Genomic DNA, 18,913 nt, shown 5'->3' on the forward strand with positions numbered 1-18,913 from the left:
CCCATCCAATCTGGCTGCTGATGGTGCAGGCAGTTTGCCACTCGTTGATGGTGGCGTCGAGCAGTTGCTTCTGCTCGTCGGAGAGGATAGGGCGGGTGATTGCGGTGCGTCTCAGGTAGTCGTCCGCCACGTCTTTCAATAGAAGGATGTGGTACTTAATAGTTCGTGGTTGGTGGCAGCGGGTGTCGGCTTCCTCCCCGCCCACGGTGGGGCGGGGAATCCGCCTCGCTACCTAGTTTGAAGCATCGCTCACGACTACCGTTGCTGTCCTGGAGGTCGCCGATGGCCAGTAACCATGCCGCCGTCGATGACCGGACAGTCGCTGCGCTGACCGAAGTGATGTCCGTACTGGACTCGGTCGGACGAGTCCGGAACGCACCAGGGCTGTATCTGGTCGTTTCTTCGTCGGGCTCGGAGTATCTGGTCGATATGGCTGAGGGACGCTGTGAATGTCCCGACGATTCCCATCGACCATCTGTCACCTGTACGCACCGCCGTCGGGTCGAGTTCGTCATCGGCGAGCGGCCAATTCCCGAGTGGGCGAATCAGGATGCACTTGACGACCAGTTCGGGTTGCACGTCGATGCTGACCCAACACGGGCAGTTCCCGACGGCGGTGTCACACAGGCCACAGCCGACAGCGGCCATGTCACTCGGTCAAGCAGCGGCCCGCTCGCAATGGAGTCCGATGACGACCCACGAACGAAGCGAGCGAAACGCGAGGCTATCGACGTTTCCTTTTTGCAAAAGCCCGGTCGGTACGAGGTGCAGTCGGCATCAGACAGCGTCTACGAGGTAGACGTCCTCGAAGAGACGTGTAGTTGTCCGGATGACCAGACGACGCTCAGTGATGCGGTGGATATCTCGGCGAAGACGCTTCGGACGTGGTTCCAGCGGCTTCAGCAGATTGATGCCGTGTAGCTCACGATTCGGTAGTGTCACGTTCGAAGGGAGGCCCATGGGAGTGAACACTCCCAGTGAGGGCGGTGTCGCCCCGTTTTACACAGTGAGGCGACGAATGGTCAACGTCATCTGCTGGGACCGTATCCGCATCATGTAATTGATTGTTACTCGGTAAATGTTTTCTGGCGGGTTCACTCGAACTATCACACAAGCGTGATCCCGGGAGTAGCCACTCTGCATTGATACAAACTGATAGCGCATACCTCCGTCTTCAGGCGGAGGTCAAGCGATAGGCATAGTGCATCAACCACGAGTCCCGCTAGTACTGGATTTCCCACCGATTCACCACCAGTATTAACACTCTATAGTCCTATAGTGTACACTACGGATGAAGACCACACGGCACGCGACTTACAACCTCAACTACCACATAGTGTGGGTGCCGAAGTACCGCCAACCGGCACTCGAAGGCGAGGTCGCCAGCCGTATGCGTCCCATCCTCCACGAGATCGCCGACGACAAAGGCGTCGAAATCCTCGACCTTACCGTTCAGCCCGACCACGTTCACCTATTCGTCAGTAGCCCGCCGAAGAACGAGCCGGCACTCCTCGCCAACTGGTTCAAGGGTATCAGTTCGCGGAAGTACAACCACCGCTACGCCGACCACGACGACGAGAAAATCGGCTGGGCACGAGGCTACTACGCAGGGACGGCGGGACAGGTCTCCAGTGAGACAATCCAGAACTACATCCAACAGCACAAGGAGGGCGGTTCGTGACCGAACTCACGAAGACGCTGGAACTCAAACTTGTGGACCCGAATGCCCACAAGCGCCGGAAACTCCGTGAAACACGGGATGCCTATCAACAAGCCCTCCAAGATGCCTTCGATGCCGGCTGTACCACACAGACTGACGCGAATGACATAGTAGTCAACTATGATCTAAGCGGCTACGCGAAAAACGCGCTCAAGCAGTACGTCCCACAACTCACGACGACGTACAACGCGGACGAGCTGTCTGAGGGTCATCCCGTTCGGTTCACCAACGAAGGTTTACAGCTGGATCACAAGCCCGAGAACGCTATCGAGTGGTATGTCAAGATCCCACACCACGAGGACTACTGCCTCTGGCTGCCAGCCCAACCGAATCCCAAACAGCGGGACTGGCTGGAAGCATTGTACGCTGGCGACGCCGAAATGGGCGAAAGCCGACTATTCGAGCGCGAGGGAACGTGGTTTCTCCACGTCACCGCTACCCGCGAGGTGGCAGAACAGTCCGAGATGTCTGCCAACGAGCGAACACCTATTGGAGTGGATATCGGGGAAGCGTCACTCGTCACGGTGTGTCACCGCGACGAGCGCGGTTCTCCTATTCGCCCCAAACTGTGGGCCGACGAGGGCAAGACTGTCCGTCGGCTCCGCAAAACCTACTTCACCGCTACAAGGCGGCTTCAAAAGCGTGGCAGTGAACGAATCGCACAGTCCTTTGGCGACGACTTGTGGAACCGAATCGACGATGTGTTCCACCGCGTTACTCGCGAAGTCATAGAGTACGCCGAGTCCGTTGAGAACCCGGTGCTGGTTCTCGAAGACTTGACATACATACGGGAGTCGATGGACTACGGCGAGTATATGAATCGACGGTTGCACGGGTGGGGCTTTGCGAAGCTCCACGCGCAGATTCGCTACAAAGCCGCTGAGAGGGGGATTCCAGTCGAGGCGGTGAATCCGCGCAACACGTCGAAAGCGTGCCACGCGTGCGATGACCACGGTTACCGGCCACGACAGGCGACGTTCCGCTGCTCGAACGACGACTGCTGGCTCGGTGAGTACCAGGCCGACATGAATGGGGCGATAAACATTGCCGATCGCTACCGTAGTGGAGAGAGTCACCGCCAAAATGACCGGACTTTCCGGCAGAAGGCCGGTGACGATGACTCGGCTACGGATGGGGCCTCTTTGACCGGGCCACAAGACAGCCAAGCCGATGCTGAAACCCAGCAGGAGACGCTTGGAACGTATGCGTCTTGAAACCAACAGGCCACACCCGGCCTGAAATCCCATGGTGGGATTCCTCCGCGTTTACGCGGAGGAGGTGGTCAAACTCCAACCAGTTTGCCGGTGCGGCGGAATTCTTTTGTGACGATACGGCGTCGTGTTATATATGACCACGAGTGAGGAGAGTTCCATGGTTCTCGACGCTGTTACGGAGTCAGTCTGCCCTGACTCGGCTGTCGAGTTCGTGGTCGCGTTCGGATCACAGGTCACGGGGGAGCCGACGCCGTCGTCCGATCTCGACCTTGCCGTCAAGTTCGTGGACGACCTGTCCGACCGCGAACGGTTCGAAAAGGTGTGTTTCTTCTCGGGAGACCTCCAGCAAGCGGATACTCCCTTTGTCGACCTTTCGGACATTGAAGCGCTGCCTCTCGATGTCGCACACGACGCGGTCAACGGGACGTTGGTCTGCGGTGACGAGCAGATGTTCGAGCAGTTCAAAACGGATATCGAGGCAGCATTCGCTGACCAGCGTGACGACATTCGTCGCCACCAGCGAGATGTCATCGACCGCATCGCGGAGGACGGACTGCGTGGCTGATGAGCGGGTGGTCTCGGTCAAACTCGAACAGATCGAACAGTACCACGGCGAGCTCGCAGAAAAGCAAGCAACGTTGTCTCGCAGCGAGTTTCTAGAGAGTACGACCGAGCAGCGTGCGGTCGAACGGATGTTCGAAAACGCGATTCAGGCGTGTTCCGATCTCGCCAACCACATTGCGACTCAGGATTTCGGCTTCGACGGGAGTAGTGCCAAGGAAGCGATCCGCGTGCTGCATCAAGCGGACGTTATCGACGAGGAGACGATGACGACGCTCGTCACCGCAGTCGGCTTCCGGAACGTCCTCGCCCACGAATACGGACACGTCGACGCTGCTGCGGTGTACGAAACGCTTCAGACTGGACTCTCCGTATACGATTCCTATAGCCGCCAAGTCGCGCAGTGGTTCCGCGATAACGCTTGACGCTATGTTGTGTATCCGCCAAGGCTGATACTCTCCTCGCCTACTGACGGATATCGTTGAGCCTGTTGTTCGTCAATTTTGTGCGGCCTCCAGCGGGTGGAGGCATTCTACAGATGCACGCCGAACTAGCTGACGGAGTCGAACCGACCTTTCTCGATGAAGCGCCCATCGGCCCCGATATCGACCGAGTCATCATGGCCGAGTACGGCCTGCCGTACTACGTCAACATCGACCGTCCTGAGGAAGTGCCCGCCGACGAAACTGAACGGACAATTGACCTTGCCGAACGGGTGCTCTCTACCGATGGACATCGTACTGGTTTCGGCCACCATGAAGAAATCCGACAATCTATGGTTGAGTGGGCACCGGACCGTGACGAGTATCGAGCGGCCGATCCGGGCTATTGGCGGCAGATGGTGTTCGCTCTCTTGCCTCGAGAGCGGAATTTCGGCTGTCTGAATGGAGAGCCCGACGAGCGAGTGAAGAAGGCCAAAACCGTGCTGGCGTGGGCAGCCGATTGTCTCGAAATGGAGACTTTGGAGGGCATCGAGCAGGCGCAGTTCGACGATATCGAGCAGGCGTGGCGCAGTGCCGTCGAAGCGACGAAAGAGTGCCGGGCAATCGAGACGTTCGCTACGGACCCGCCGGCAACGTTCGAGGGCTGGACGCGGTTTGACGCTGGCCATGAGGCGGTCGAGGCCGCCTATCGAGCCAAGAACCACGGAACGCCCGTGGTCGCAACAGTGTTTCAAATCGGTAAGGATGAACTCGACGCACAGGAGTTCACGATGGAGCGTTGGATCGACGCGGGTGGCAACCCACGTGCTGTCCGGCCGAACCGATTCTGTGTAACGTCCGGGAATGGTGATGGAGCCTACGCTCGCCTGCGGTCCCATCTCCAGACGTTCGATGTCACGCCGCTTGGTGAGTAAGACTGCCTACAATGTTCTTGAGTATACTCTCACAGCGATACGGCCAATAAAAGACATGTTGAATCAGCGGTTGATGGAGCAATCCCGGATCAATCGTCGCTCATAGCGATTTCCGCGGCGGTAGTGCCGGTCGGTTGTTCTTCGAGACTGATTGTGCCGTCTTGAACGACCGTTACCTCGTGTCCCGCGTATCTGAATGAGATGGCACCACCAGACATCTCTTCAACGGTCGTCTCTAGAGCATCCGGGTTAATACTATCGTGCAGTGGCGGCAACTCGGTTACATCGCTGTTGGTAGTTGTCGCTATCCGTTGGACGATTCGTTCAGAGAGACCCCCACTTGTTTCTCCCATACTCCCGCTGACCATCAGACAATACATAAACATTTGCCAGACATATGTAAAATAAACAACTTTCCAACCCGTAGCAGTGACGATGAGTATAGAGACGCCAATTCTTGCGCGGCTGAACTGCTGTTGTTGTGATTCAGATAGTGGGAGGAAGTCCCCTTCGCACCCACTCCTATCGATCTGTTTTCTACAGCATCGCAGTGGACTGGCGTTTATAAATGAAGACGAGAACATTCATGCGTGTGACCGATCGGAATCCCGGCTTCGACCCGGCAGATATCCACGGGAGCGTTAGCACAGACCCGCATGCCGACGCTGACGATACCGAGGACCTCCCGGGGAACTACCGGACCCCTGACGGTGCTGACTCCACCCAGTGTTCGATCTGTTCGAAGCCGTCTCCCGAAGCAGAAGTACAATGCCCGTTCTGTGCGGGAGAATCTCTTATCGACCCGACGGTCAAGAACGAGCAGGCAGTCGACGAGTGGTCGTTCGGTCGCGTCGTCCTCGCCGTCGTCAAGGGGAATACCAGATACCACGCCCAAGCAGTCGGCTCTGCGGCCTTTGCTGTCAGTGACGACCTAGCGACCGGCACTGAAGCTACCCATGCAACAGTCAAGTGTCGAGCAGCCTTCGATGCCGAACCAGCCTCGCAACTGACCGATGGATGGCCGTTCCTGCCAGATATCATCCGGGCCGACCGCTCTGTCGGGCAGACACTCTTGGACGTCGCCGACGAGCAGACCGACTGGGAACGCCCGGATACCGAGCCACGGGTGTTCGTTGAGGACGGTGACGGCCTGACCGAGTACAGCCAGTTCGAAGCACTGGCAACGCGGATTGAGGAGAGTGAAGGGGAGTACTGGCTGGTGCCCGGCATCGTCCAAGAGTATTCCGTCGGCGATCCGGCTAGCCTGGAGCACCGCTACTACTGCGTTGAGTGTCAGGAGCCGGCACCACACTCGTACGCTGGCCGGGATGGTTTCGATTCGGCCCCAGTGACCGGACGGGAAATCTGGACGTGTGACGTCTGCGACCACCCACGGTTTCTCGATCTGGAAGAGGAGTCGAGTGAGTCCGGAGAGGAGCGACCGCGTGAGTGGCTGCCCGACGATGTCTCATACGAGGATGTCCACGCCGTTGAACCGTTGCCCCACGAACGCGAATTCGACCAGCAGATTACGGACTACTACGAGCGCCACGAGCGCTATCCGTGGGAATAGACTCAAATAGACGGCCGACGACGTCTCTGAGAACGAGGCTGTCCGTATAAATGAAAATTCCGCCACAACTACAATGTCTGTTCTCTGCTGAGATCGAGAAAGATGGTGAATCGTTCGTGATCGATGTGCCTGCCGACGAGATTCAAATTGGTGAGTTAGAGGCCGGTGGGACGTATCGGATCGCGTTGTTCCCGACTGAGTCACATACACACCGAAGCAGTGTGGACTCTCTATCAGCGAATGGGCAGGCTCAGGGACCGCCCGTTGAGGAGGGGGAGACGCGACGAGTCGAAATCGAGGATATCGGTGAACAGGGCGATGGGGTGGCCCGAGTTGAGCGAGGGTATGTTGTGATCGTCCCCGATACGGAACTCGGCGAACGCGTCGCCGTCGAGATCCAGACGGTGACGGAGAACGTGGCCTTTGCTGAGGTCACCGAGCGAATTAGTTACTACGACTGAGTGACCCTCTGACCGAAATATAGCTTTCTATCGGCATCCCATAGCGAGTACCTGATAAGGGCGTCTCAGACTTGTCGAAATAACTGCTGTTGATTAGAACCGGGAAAGGGTGACTGTGATACGAGTTTTACTCGCTGCAGTCAATCAGGAGGCCGAACGGCGGGTCGCTAGGAGTGCTGCTCCAAGTAACGCTACAATGGAGAGGGAAACCGTGAAGCCTGGACCACTCCCATCAGTTGTGACGACTTTCTCAGTGGACGTAGTTGCAGCAGCGTCTGTCGGAGCCGTCTCCACCGTAGTAGGTGTCTCTGTGGATGTGCTTGCCGATGTATCAGTCGACATCCCAACGGGGAGTGGCTTTCCGATAGCGAACGCCGAGAATCCCGGTGTTTCTGCCTCATAAATACCATCTCCGACGTATATGGTATTCAGCGGCTGCCAGTGCCCATCGTGGTAGCGATAAACCGTCATATTCTCTGAGTCAGTCTCGTTGTCGAACTGCGACTGCGGTGCCGAGAGCCGAATGGTCGCTGAGGAAATATCTGACTCAGTGAGGCCGCTGACATTGGCCCAAAAGACAGCCATTGTTGAGGCGGTTTCAATCGGAGGAAGCCCTGCTGTCTCATTGGATGGCGTAGAGACCGACACACTTAGCCGCTCTGTCGAGTTTTCTGCTGTAATCGAGATTTGGTGGACTGCCCCAACGGTAGTATTGGTCGTATTCGAGATCGGGATATCAACCGCTGTATTTGCTTTGACGTCAGTCACGGTCACATTTGTCTGAGTAGCCGTTTCGCCAGTATCTTGGCCTGTAGTGTTTGTTGGCGTTGGAGTCGGCGTCGGCGCAGGAGCAGGTGCCGGTGCGGGGGCGGGCGCTGGGGCGCTCGAACCGCCACCATTGCTTTCGATCCCAGTCACAGAGAGACTGTTGGTTGTGGTTGTGGCCGATATCTCAGCACCGTTCATTGCCGTCACCGAGATGGAGTACGAGCCATCGGTTTCGATATTACTCCCTGTGACGACGAGCGAGCCGGTATAGGTCCCATCTCCATCTGGGTCGGTGAGTGAGACATTACCCGCACCAAAGGCTGATCCATTGGCCGTCACTGTCGTCACATCGGACTCGGGGTCGACAACTCTCGCCGAGATACCAATCTGATTACCGTCGCTGACTTCGCCATCGCCATCGGTCTTATCAGTTATCGTTGCTGCATCGATCGTTGGTGCCGTCGTATCTACAGGCGACAACGTAACATCACCTTCCGAATAGTGGATTGGCATTGTGAGACGGACGCCAGTAGCAGTCACCGTAGAGGTCGCCGGTGTCGTCGTATTGCCCATAGCCGTCACAGTAAGATTCTGCGGGTCAGAGACACCCCATCGAGTCAGAACGCTATTAGGGAGGGCTGCATCGAAGAACCCGCGATTTTGTGTGCCATTGACGTTGTAGTGTGGGGCACCGACATGGAGACTAAGCGTGTCAGTTCGGGTATCGTACAGGGGCATCCCAAACGCCTGGGCGTCAGTCATCAGCATCGTTCCCGTGAACTGATCGCGACGACTGTCGTCGAATGAACTCAGATCGCTGACAGCCATATCGACCGCTGCCTCAGCACTGATGTCCGCATGTTCGTTTTCAGCCCACGGTTGGTCACTCCGCATCTTCGATTCGTTGTACTGGACGTTCGCTGGCTGTGTGGTAATATTGATTGCCGTCGTGTTGGGTCCCACGGGTGTTGTCGTCCAAGTTGCGTTCCGGCCGGACCCAAGAATCAGACGCGGCGTCCAGTCTTGTACAGTAACGTTGACTGCAAGCGTCGTATTTGATGTGACGCCCAACTCCGACAGATCGGATCGATTACCGAGTCCGCGTGCAGTCTCATCACGTAGCTGAACTTGTAGCAGCCCACCGTCACCTTGTGTGAGATAGACATTGGTGGTGAGATTCGCCATGTCGGTAGGTTTGGGTCCGCCAACGTGTGTAACGGAGACGGTGTCTGTCACCAGCGTCACCGTCGTGTTCTGCCCAGTGGCACCGTTATTAGCTACAGAGTCGTTAGCCGCAACGAGCGTGACAGTGTACTGGCCGGGCGTGGCTATCTCGGTGGTATTGAAGTGCGACCCTTGGTGGGTTCCGAACTGTGCTTTGCGTAGCGTCTGAACGGTCTCTCCTTCGGCATTCGTTATGCGGACGGAGATATTTGAGAGCGACTCGTTAGACTCGAACGTCGTATAGAGTGATCGTGTATCAACGACTCGTGTCGAGAAGCCTGTGATATTGGGAATTGTCCGATCGGTAATGGCAATCTCCAATTGATTCGTCTGTATCGTCCCCGTGTTTCCAGCCTCGTCGGTCGCCGCAATTGGGATACTGTATGTGCCGTTTTGAGCGGCCGCAGCTGCATCAACGGTGAATGTCCCATTGTAAACACCGTCGGTATCACCATCGGTGAGTATGACACTACCAGCACCAAACTGCGAGGCATTTGCAGTCACCTGCCGGAGTGTAGAGTCTGCATCGCTGACACCGACGGTAAGATGGATTTTCTCGCCACCATCAACTTCGGCATTCTCATCGGTGACATCTACCGCGGTGGCATCTGTGAGTGTTGGTGCAGTACGGTCAGTGATGACGAGGTCATACGTCCCTGTCTCTGTAGTAGCAGTATTCCCAGCTTGGTCCATGACAGTAATCGGAACGGTATATGTTCCGTTCGTGGCTGCAGCGGACGCATCAACAGTAATAGTCGATTGATAGATATCGTCGCCGTCTTCGTCGGTCAACGTCACGTTGTCAACACCGAGTGTAGACCCGTTCGCTACGACAGTCTGTACACCACTACCAGCATCTGTCGTTGTCACCGAGATCGTAGCGGTGTCGCCACCATCCAGCGTACCATCGTCATCTGTTTGGTCGATAAGAGTTGCTTCACTAGCAGTGGGGTGTGTCAGGTCCTCACTGCTAGCCGCATTGAGTGCTGCTTGAGCATCAAGCAGTCCGTAACCTGTCTGATTATTTGGCTCACTTTCTCGCACTGATTTCGTTTGGGCTGTGAGGGCTTTCGTGAGCTGGTCGGTGGTGATTAACTCGTTTGCACTGGCTAGTAACGTCGCGACGCCTGCAGCCTGTGGGGTCGCAGCAGAGGTACCCGAGAACGTTCCTAAGGCAGACGTGGAAACAGTACTTGGCGCGACAACATCGGGTTTCATGCGCCCGTCGATTGTTGGGCCACGAGACGAGTATGGCGCGAGTGTTCCATCTGCTTCATTTATCGCACCGACAGCGATTGCGTTTGGCCCCGTTGCTGGGACTGAGACGCTCATTTCTTTGGTCGAATATTCAGGTGCAGCTCCTCCTTTGAAGAACAGATTGAACGTCGAATCACCACCGGCATCGGCTTTATTGATGAGTAAGAAGAGATGACGAGAGCCGGAAAGCGATGTCGCCTGAATGTGTTCACGGGGCGGATATCCCCTATCTTGACGGTTCGTCGAACTAGCGACAATAGTACCTGTGCTGTCAGCAAGATAGAAATCGTAGTCCTCTGTTCCCGTTTCCCAGTCATCCCATGTTGCCCAGATATTGACACTGGTAGGTGTTCCAATATATAGATCTTCGTCAGCATTCGTAAAGTTGTGCCAATTATTGGCGTTCCCGTCTTTCCACGTGCCACTCCAGTGGTTTCCACTCGCCTCGTTGCCTGCCGAGGTCACCCAGAGTGTGCCATTCTCAACAGTACGGTTAACACCCCGATCCATAAACGACCGCCCATCAGTTCGTAACCCATACCAGCTCAGTGAAGATGACACTACATCAGCAGAGGTATTCTGATTGATGTATTTGACTGCTTTTCGCCACTCGACACCAGTATCCACGTCAATCGCAATAATTGAAACATTGGGGGCCGTATCGATAACAAGCTCTGCGGTTGCGGTCCCATGGCTATTGCTTGTGTTAGTGAATGTACCCCCGGGTTCGTAGTAATTAACGACGTGGCCAGCCACTTCTGGATTGTTCAGATTGAACCCACTGTCTAGAACGACGACAGTGGTGTTCTCGCCAGTAATGCCTTGGTCGTGGACCTGTGGCACGTTCATGTTATCTAATCCTTCACTGGTGGTACTCCCCTGACCACTGGTTGTTTGAGGCTGGATTGGTCGTCGAATACGAACGATAGATTTGCTCTCTGCAAGATGTTCCACAGCTGCAATGGGAACTGTTGCCTGAATGAAATCGCCAGAGCGAACCTGTACCTCCCCACCCTGATTAGCGACAAGGTGGGCGGCAGCTGGCCCTTTGCCCGAGGTTGCACGGACGACCACTTGTATGAATTTCACACGATCTGTTGACATCTGGCCGGAATTATTGGCGGAGGTAAGCTCACTCGCCAATTCGGAGCTGATTTTCGCAGACTGATTAGTGTGGGACGTCGACGAGATATTGACCGGCCCTTCTGTGGTTATCTGTGCGCCCTGATTGCCAGCACTGCTCAGCACGACTTCTGATGTACCTATCTTGGTCGCTGAATCGCCTGGCAGGGTTCCCGAGTCAGGGGCGACGGCGGTCCCGAGTACGGGCGTGACTACCGAGAAGAGGAGACAAACCGCTAACGAGAGAGCAAGTACTCGCCGCATCTTACGCACTCCCCACGTCTGGCCGGAAACTTTGGTCGCCCCGTGGTGTTTGTCGGCTACTCAGGTGCTTTCGGCAAGTGGTGCAAGTAACGAATTTCCTCGCCGGTAACCCGCTCAGCCGCGATATTTCAATTGTTGAGACTGCACGATTTCTCACAATCGGAAGACTGACACTTCGAGATAGAGCAAGAAGTGATGCACTTCTTCCCCAACTCCCCAATTTTCGAACTACAGCTATCACAGCTGAGACAGATTAGGGAACTAAGTAAAGTGTTTTGATTGCGTATAGGTATAGATTGGAATATCATCTGGGAAGAAGTGTTTTGGAGCCAGCAGTATCTTATGATGAATTCTACCGATATTCTCATTTTTGAGGCTGTACTAGCGATTCTCTGGTGTTCTGAGCTAATTTTAGAAGAGCTACTTGGCCGTGGCTATTCGCGCGAGTGACGAATTACCTACTCGCTGTCTTGGTACCCGTGTGACCCGTGCTCAGCACTTGAGTGGCCACACACTGACACGCCACTCTCGTCAGAATATGATTCCCAGTCTCTGGTGAATACTACTCGTCATCGTCTTTGGACCTACGCTTGGAGAGTCGATCAAACCGATTCTGCGCTTCATCTTTTCGTTTTACCGTCTCCTGTTCCTGATAGACGATTTCGACTGGTTCGTCATCTTCGAGTTCTAGTTCGACAATCGCATCGGCATGTCGAGCATCGGCCGGGAGTGTTGTCTCATCGATGACCAGGCTATACCGTTCATCGTCGCCCTGGACTTCGAGCGTCGCGAGTTCGTCTTCGATGCGATCAACGACCGCCGTGTAGGTACCATCGGGGATCATGCGTAGGACTCCTCGAGAATGCGCTCGCCGCTGGCTGTCGTGACGATAACTGTATCGCCACCGTTGTTCCAGACTGGACTGCCAGCGTTCCAGTAGAGGTCTGTCGCCGTATTCTGGCCACTCCCGGTGTGGAGCGTGATTGTCGACCCGGCTTCAAGCGTCATGCCCTCGGGAATCGTGTAGCTGTGGCCAGCCTCGTCGGCAACCGTCCAACCGGACATGTCGATTGCCGTCTGGCCGTCGTTGCGAAGCACGATGTATTCGTCGTTAAGATTGGATCTGTCGTCGCCCTCAGCGTCTGCATGGACGTCTGCGAGCGATAACGATGGCGAGGTCGTCGTTCCGCCGTCTGTCGTGATGGGCGTCGCTGACTGGGTCTCACCGCTGGCAGTAACGCGGGCTCTGGTTTCTAGGGGCTGGGTCGCGCCGGGAGCGATGGGATTGCCCTCTCGGAGTGCGAGCGGCTTGGTCGGCGCAGCCTGTTGGGTGCGCACCGTCACAGTTTGGCCATCGCTCCGGAACACCATATCGCCGTGGGTGGCCGTCCAGTACGTCGTAATATTTCGGGCAGCCAGCCGTTCGAGCGTTTCTGTGTTGGGATGGTCATAGCGCGAATCGTAGGCGCTGGAGATGAGTGCCACCTTCGGCTGGACGGCATCGAGGAAGGCGGGATTCGAGCTGCTGGCACTGCCGTGGTGGCCCGCTAAGAGAACCGTCGACTGGAGTTGCGAGCCGTAGTTCTCGACGAGGTACTGTTCTTGATCGGCTTCTCCGTCACCGGGCAATAGGAAACTGGTCTGGCCGTAGGTGAGTTTCAGAACGATGCTGTTCTCGTTGCGCGCTTCGTTATCGAGATAGGGTTCAGGCGGCCCCATGACCTGCAGGGAGATGCCGTCGAAGGGAATCAAATCGCCCTCTCTGGTTTCGTATAGGGGGACGTTGTGTGTCTCGACAGCGTCGAGGTACTCTTCGTACGTTTGTGTGCTGGCAGCGATCCCAGGGTCGTAAATCGCGCCGATGCCGTTAGCTTTGGTCTCGTAGTAGTTGATGATCGCCGCGTTGCCGCCGATGTGGTCCGCGTCGGCATGAGTGACGACGAAATGATCGATGCGTGTGATGTTGTGGCGCTGCAGATACTGGAGCACGTATTCCCCATCATCAGTGAAATCACCCGAGTCGATTAGCATTGTTTCGCCAGTCGGACCGACGATGAGGGTACTCGTCGACTGACCCACGTTGATGGCGTGGACTTCGAGGGTGCCGTTGGCTGTGGGCGTTGTAGTGGTTGTTGTGTCGAGCTCGGTTGGTGAGGGAGTGGTTGTAGATGCGCCGTTGGTGGATCCTGGTGTGGCGGTGGTTTCTGCAGGGCCAGTACATCCAGCGAGTACGAGCAAGAGCGCAACGAGGAGGGGAAAGAGTAGTGACGACCGGTCCATTAGCTGTTCGTACGTCAGCAAGCCACAAGATAATGGTGGGCTTTGCTTGGTGAGTCGTACCCCTGTTGGGATGTACCAATGTCATGGTGACTGAGTACCCGAACAGTGGGATTGGAACAACCAGATCGAAGTCGAAATTGCTGAACAATACGGACCCTGACGACTTGAAATGTTATAAAGAGCAAGGAGAATACCCGCGCCTTTAGGCGCGGGATGAATCCGACAACCCATTGCACAGTCCACCATCAATAGCAGGTCCGGATATTCCACCTCGATTAAACACCAACTTTTACAAATGAAGCAAGTATGTTCCTCCGCGCTCACGCGGAGGAAGTCAATAGAACGATTGGGTTAGCCCACTCATATTCTGTATACAAATTTTACGGGTAGTAACTGTATTTACCTATTATACCACTATAGGGATGGCAAATAGATGATATAGATACCAAGTCCCGGTATTATCCGATACTTCGTGCAAAAATAGTTCGATACGGTCGTATGTGGGGATGCAGTATGGGATTTTGTAGGAAATATTCGCCAAGTGTACCTTCTCGTGCATAGTCGAGGTATGGATATGACGCTATGCGGAAGGCAGCAAGGTATCTCCGTACTGACAATCGAAACTTTTGTCTGGCCAACAGATTACAGAAGAGATAGATGAGAGCCTACGGCTTCAGCCGTGTAGTGAGGCCATCACGGCTGGATTAATTTTCTACAGGCGGAGCAGGCCGAGTGCCTCGGGGCTTGACCCCGAGGCGGTTCACTGTGCCGCTTCAAGCAACTATCAACCCGTCACCAGTATACCAGTCGAGATCGATTCGAAAAGCCGTCTTCGCTATCCAGTGAGAACAAACGTACGCTTGTTATCTTTTTCGCCATCTTATGAACTCAAAATATCAATACTAAAACCATTAGAGCGAGGGCTGGAGGCTTACCATCCAGATAGGAATAACAAATGATGGTACCTCAATCGCCGATCTACCCCGTTAGAACTGCTTATCACAATATTTGGACTAGAACTAAGGAAACAGATGATGGGGTAGTCAAATTCTACACTATACGTACTAATCAAAGTGGACGCTCTCACGGTAATCTATATACTTGTTTAGAGGACTTCGTACGGTACAGCGATTCTATCCGGATGTACGATGACCTCCATCAGAACAACCCTGAGACAGATGGGCTGCCAGCTTGCAACTTATCAGCTAACACTGACCTGAGAATCTCTCGGTCTCGGGCGAGATCATACTCTCTGTAGGCCCCATTGCCCCGTCCCTCATTGTGAGCGGTGTATTCTACGAGTTCAGTATCGATTAGCCTATTTAGCCGCTCTTGAATGCGACGTTTGCTTCGTGGTTCTGTCTCAAGACCTGCTGTACTACTAAGTGTCGACGAATATTCCTCGTACACGCGTGCAGTCCTCACAGGAAGTTCTCCCCCAGCGCCCAATTCGAGTAGCGAGTACAGCACCAGACGGCTCTGTGTATCAAGCTTGCTGATGCGTTCCTCAATCTCCACACGCTCAGTCGATTCTTTAGCTGATTGAATGTGACGGCCACGGACCCGGTCGGCCCGTTCATTACTCGCGATGGCGGTCCCTTCACGGAGCAGTTGAAGGGCATACTGTGCGTCACCGTCGCGTTCGCTACCATATGCGGCACAGAGGGGGATAACCTCCGGCGCGATCGGCTGATTCGATAGCGAAGTCTCGGTCCACTCTTCAAGTAGACTTCGGAGCTCAGCCATGGTGTACTGGTGAAATCCCACCACTGAGTGGGCCGGCCATGCATCCCCGCCGAGTTGGTCCGCCATCTTCGCATCGTCTGCGATACCGACGACACCCGTGTTATTTTGGCGAGCCAGTTCTCCGAGTGCATCGACGCTGTCGAGTGCATCAATACTGTCGAATACCAGTACCGTCGGCTCTGCTCGCGACGCAATTTCCGTCTCGAGCGTCATCCGAACGCGGTCGAACGTGTACCCCGTTTCGGAGAGAGTGTTCTCGTCAGACCGAAACTCGTTGACCGTCCGAACGAGTGTCCGATAGAGCGTCTCTGCCGACGCACAGTCGATGATGATGGTTGTGAAGTTCTCTCGGTCGCCGATTTCGTCAAGTCCGCGGCGGACTAGCGTGGTCTTCCCGGATCCTTCCGGTCCGACCACGAAAGAGATTTCCTCACCTTCGGCAACAGTCTGTTGTAATGCTGTTTTCAGCTCCTCATACTCCTGTTTCCGTTCGATCGCTGCGTCGACTTCCTCGGCAGGAAGTCCACCCCGTCTTCTGTAAATTTCCGTATTGGCATCAAATAGGGACATACGCACTTATACAGCCGCCTTTACCAAAAAACCATTGCGTCTTCGGAACCCTTCTAACACGCCCAAAATTAATGCGCCTTGGGAAAGACTGGCAAATATGGCACATGATCCCACTGCGGAAACAATCGCCACGCTCGCAGAAGATCTCGGGATGAGCGTTACCCCCGCTGAAGCGGAAGATTACGCACACTTGATAGAGACAACGCTTGCGGACTACGATGAAATCCGCAAAATGGCCGAGCCGGCGGCTCCGCCTGAAGAGAAACGGTACGCTCGCTCCGATTCGGGCCGTCGTCCCACCGAGGATGAAGACCCCTACAATGCATGGATTTCACGGACAGAGGTGATAGGTGCCGACGAGGGAGTGCTCTCGGATGCACGTGTTGGTCTCAAGGATAATATCGCACTCGCTGGTGTCGAGATGACGTGCGGATCGACGTTCCTCAAGGGGTACGTCCCTAGCATCACGGCAACCGTCGTGCATCGGCTCCTTGACGAAGGTGCGACGATTGTCGGGAAGAACAATATGGACAGCTTCGGGTTTTCGTCGTCTGGTGATTTGTCCGATTTCGGTGCAGTTCGAAATCCTGCCGACAAAGCGTATCTCGCCGGCGGCTCTTCGAGTGGCTGTGCAGCCGCGCTCGCTGCGGACGAAATCGATATTGCATTAGGGTGTGATCAGGGCGGATCTATCTGCGTCCCAGCGGCCAACTGTGGCGTCGTCGGCCTCCGTCCCACGACCGGTCTGGTGCCCTATACAGGCATCTTTCCTATTGAGCGGACTATCGACCATGTTGGCCCAATGGCCCAGCGCGTAGCGGATGTTGCGGTCACACTCGACGTAATCGCCGGCCGGGACGGATTGGACGCTCGACAGCCCTCGGATCTCAGGACAGAATCATACACCGAGGCTCTCGGGAAAGACGTCTCCGGAATGACGGTCGCTCTGCTTGAGGAGGGATTCGATCATCCCGAGAGCAAAGCCGCAGTGACAGATGCTGTTGACTCCGCCGTCGAACTGCTAGAGAGCCTCGGAGTCGAAGTAAAGCGGCTTTCCGTTCCAATCCACAACCGCGCCCCGGCGGTTGCGTGGCTGATCTGGGGATACGGGAGTCTGCATGTATTCAAGCAAGCAGGACAGGTTCCTCAACACGACGGCTGGTACGACACTGACCTCAAACGTATCTTCTCGAAGTGTCGAGCTGCTGTAGACACGCTCCCGCCAATGGTCAAGGCGACCCTCTTGGCGATGGAATATATCGATCAGCGGCACAACGCCCTCTACGGAAAGGCCAAAAACATTGGTCAGTCCATCACTCGCCGCTATGACGATGCCCTCGAAGAGGTGGACGCGTTCATACTGCCGACGACGCCCGGGAAGCCGCTTGGAGTGAATCCGGAATTGGACCGAATTGAGCGGATTATCCGAACGTTCCCACCGAACAAGAACACGTGCCCGTTCGCGGTTACCGGTCACCCCACGCTCACAGTACCCTGTGGAACGGTTGACGGGCTTCCCATCGGGATGATGTTGGTCGGATCGCAGTTCGACGAGTCGACAATCCTGTCAATCGCGGACGCCTACGAACGCCACTCTTCGTAGTGGTGACGTGAACGGCACTGGATACCGGGGAAACATTTAACAATCATAACAGTAGGACATTATCAATAGATGGCACAGATAGAACTCGACGGTATCAGCAAGCACTATGGCGACTTAGAGGCGGTAAGCGGCGTCTCTACGACAGTCGAGGATGGAGAGCTCCTTTGTCTGCTCGGCCCAAGCGGCTGTGGCAAGTCCACAACGCTACGGATGATCGGCGGCCTAGAAATGCCGACCGAGGGAACGGTCAGACTCAATGGCGAAGACATCACTAACGTTCCGCCATACGACAGAGACACCTCGATTGTCTTCCAGAACTGGGAACTGTTTCCTCACAAATCCGTTCTTGAAAACGTAGCCTTCGGGCTCAAGATGAGCGACATCGGAACCGAAGAGAGACATGAACGAGCCGAGGAACTCCTAGAACGAGTTGAGATGAGTGGCTATGGTTCGCATGACCCAACCGATCTCTCGGGCGGACAAAAACAGCGGGTCGCACTTGCTCGGTCTCTTGCTGTTGATCCATCAGTACTCCTTCTGGATGAACCACTCTCAAATCTGGACAAGCGACTCCGGGAACAGATGGAGATCCATCTCAAGGAAATCCACGAGGAGTTCGATAAAACGTTCATCTACGTCACTCACAACCAAGATGAAGCCTTCACGCTTGCCGATCGAATCGGCATTATGAACAATGGCCAACTCGTCCAAGTGGGCGATCCGATGGCGGTCTATCAGAACCCGACGAACCGTTTCACCGAGGAGTTCCTCGGCGATACGAACTTTGTCGAGGGACAGGTGTCGGACTCTGGCGGAGAGCTACGGGTAAAGACCGGATTCGGTGTTTCAATACCACTCTCAGGAGAGACGGCTGTCGCTCCAGGTGACACGATTCACCTCTCGCTCCGCCCAGAGTTTCTGACGCTTTCGCCGTCAGACGACCAGCAGGCGACGCCCGTGGCAGCAACTGATGGCGGCCACACAGTCAGGGGAACGCTCGAAGATATCCTATATCAGGGCTCAACCATCCGTTACTCGGTGTCGGTTTCAGGAACATCTCTGTTCGTCGAGCGCCACGTCGGCGACCGACTCGAATTCTCAACGGGAGATAGCGTTCAACTTCAGTGGGATACCGACGACGTACTACTTTTCCGCGCTGACGGAAAGAAACTTGAGGGGTAACATATCGTTCC

Annotated in this window: 15 protein-coding genes; 10 read left to right on the plus strand and 5 right to left on the minus strand. The window is 55.3% G+C overall.

The annotated features are described in order from the left end of the window. Positions 1 to 282 precede the first annotated feature (282 nt). From EGH23_RS20200 to EGH23_RS20225, 6 genes are all read left to right on the plus strand, one after another. Positions 283 to 921, plus strand: a complete 639-nt coding sequence (locus EGH23_RS20200; RefSeq protein ID WP_220581793.1) for a hypothetical protein — start codon at positions 283 to 285, stop codon at positions 919 to 921. A gap of 370 nt (positions 922 to 1,291) precedes the next feature. Beyond that, entirely contained in the window at positions 1,292 to 1,681 is a 390-nt protein-coding gene (tnpA, locus tag EGH23_RS20205; RefSeq protein WP_220581794.1) for an IS200/IS605 family transposase, read from the plus strand. Further along, a complete protein-coding gene (locus tag EGH23_RS20210; protein ID WP_220581795.1) occupies positions 1,678 to 2,934 on the plus strand; it encodes an RNA-guided endonuclease TnpB family protein in 1,257 nt (418 codons plus the stop codon). The genes tnpA and EGH23_RS20210 overlap by 4 nt, the downstream gene beginning before the upstream one ends. 133 nt (positions 2,935 to 3,067) lie before the next feature. Beyond that, positions 3,068 to 3,499, plus strand: a complete 432-nt coding sequence (locus EGH23_RS20215) for a nucleotidyltransferase domain-containing protein (protein WP_236044976.1) — start codon at positions 3,068 to 3,070, stop codon at positions 3,497 to 3,499. Further along, positions 3,492 to 3,920, plus strand: coding sequence for a type VII toxin-antitoxin system HepT family RNase toxin (gene hepT, locus EGH23_RS20220; protein WP_220581796.1), 429 nt, complete (start codon positions 3,492 to 3,494; stop codon positions 3,918 to 3,920). Before EGH23_RS20215 ends, hepT begins: the two co-directional genes overlap by 8 nt. A gap of 113 nt (positions 3,921 to 4,033) precedes the next feature. Beyond that, on the plus strand, positions 4,034 to 4,852 hold the full coding sequence (locus EGH23_RS20225; RefSeq protein ID WP_220581797.1) for a hypothetical protein: 819 nt from the start codon (positions 4,034 to 4,036) through the stop codon (positions 4,850 to 4,852). A gap of 89 nt (positions 4,853 to 4,941) precedes the next feature. On the opposite strand, the gene EGH23_RS20230 is transcribed toward EGH23_RS20225, so the two are convergent. Next, complete coding sequence (locus EGH23_RS20230) at positions 4,942 to 5,205, minus strand: HalOD1 output domain-containing protein (RefSeq protein ID WP_220581798.1); 264 nt, start codon at positions 5,203 to 5,205, stop codon at positions 4,942 to 4,944. 239 nt (positions 5,206 to 5,444) lie between these two features. Between EGH23_RS20230 and EGH23_RS20235 the strand changes: the two genes are divergently transcribed. Continuing rightward, a complete protein-coding gene (locus EGH23_RS20235) occupies positions 5,445 to 6,425 on the plus strand; it encodes a hypothetical protein (RefSeq protein WP_220581799.1) in 981 nt (326 codons plus the stop codon). Positions 6,426 to 6,646: 221 nt separating this feature from the next. Continuing rightward, positions 6,647 to 6,886 (plus strand): TRAM domain-containing protein, encoded by a 240-nt coding sequence (locus EGH23_RS27100; RefSeq protein WP_328766624.1) that lies wholly within the window; start codon positions 6,647 to 6,649, stop codon positions 6,884 to 6,886. A 144-nt stretch (positions 6,887 to 7,030) separates the two neighbouring features. Here EGH23_RS27100 and EGH23_RS20245 read toward each other — a convergent pair whose 3' ends face one another. The 4 genes from EGH23_RS20245 to EGH23_RS20260 form a co-directional block, all read right to left on the minus strand. After that, positions 7,031 to 11,521: a S8 family serine peptidase gene (locus EGH23_RS20245; protein ID WP_220581801.1), complete on the minus strand. Its 4,491-nt coding sequence runs from the start codon at positions 11,519 to 11,521 to the stop codon at positions 7,031 to 7,033. Positions 11,522 to 12,083: 562 nt separating this feature from the next. Further along, entirely contained in the window at positions 12,084 to 12,365 is a 282-nt protein-coding gene (locus EGH23_RS20250) for a DUF3006 domain-containing protein (protein ID WP_220581802.1), read from the minus strand. Continuing rightward, entirely contained in the window at positions 12,362 to 13,801 is a 1,440-nt protein-coding gene (locus tag EGH23_RS20255; RefSeq protein ID WP_220581803.1) for a lamin tail domain-containing protein, read from the minus strand. Before EGH23_RS20255 ends, EGH23_RS20250 begins: the two co-directional genes overlap by 4 nt. 1,158 nt (positions 13,802 to 14,959) lie before the next feature. Further along, the gene (locus EGH23_RS20260; protein WP_220581804.1) at positions 14,960 to 16,117 is read right to left on the minus strand and encodes a Cdc6/Cdc18 family protein; all 1,158 of its coding nucleotides are present in this window, start codon (positions 16,115 to 16,117) and stop codon (positions 14,960 to 14,962) included. 97 nt (positions 16,118 to 16,214) lie between these two features. Between EGH23_RS20260 and EGH23_RS20265 the strand changes: the two genes are divergently transcribed. Then, complete coding sequence (locus EGH23_RS20265) at positions 16,215 to 17,720, plus strand: amidase (RefSeq protein WP_220581805.1); 1,506 nt, start codon at positions 16,215 to 16,217, stop codon at positions 17,718 to 17,720. 69 nt (positions 17,721 to 17,789) lie between these two features. Next, a complete protein-coding gene (locus EGH23_RS20270; RefSeq protein ID WP_220581806.1) occupies positions 17,790 to 18,902 on the plus strand; it encodes an ABC transporter ATP-binding protein in 1,113 nt (370 codons plus the stop codon). Positions 18,903 to 18,913 lie beyond the last annotated feature (11 nt).

It is taken from the genome of Haloarcula nitratireducens, assembly GCF_019599505.1.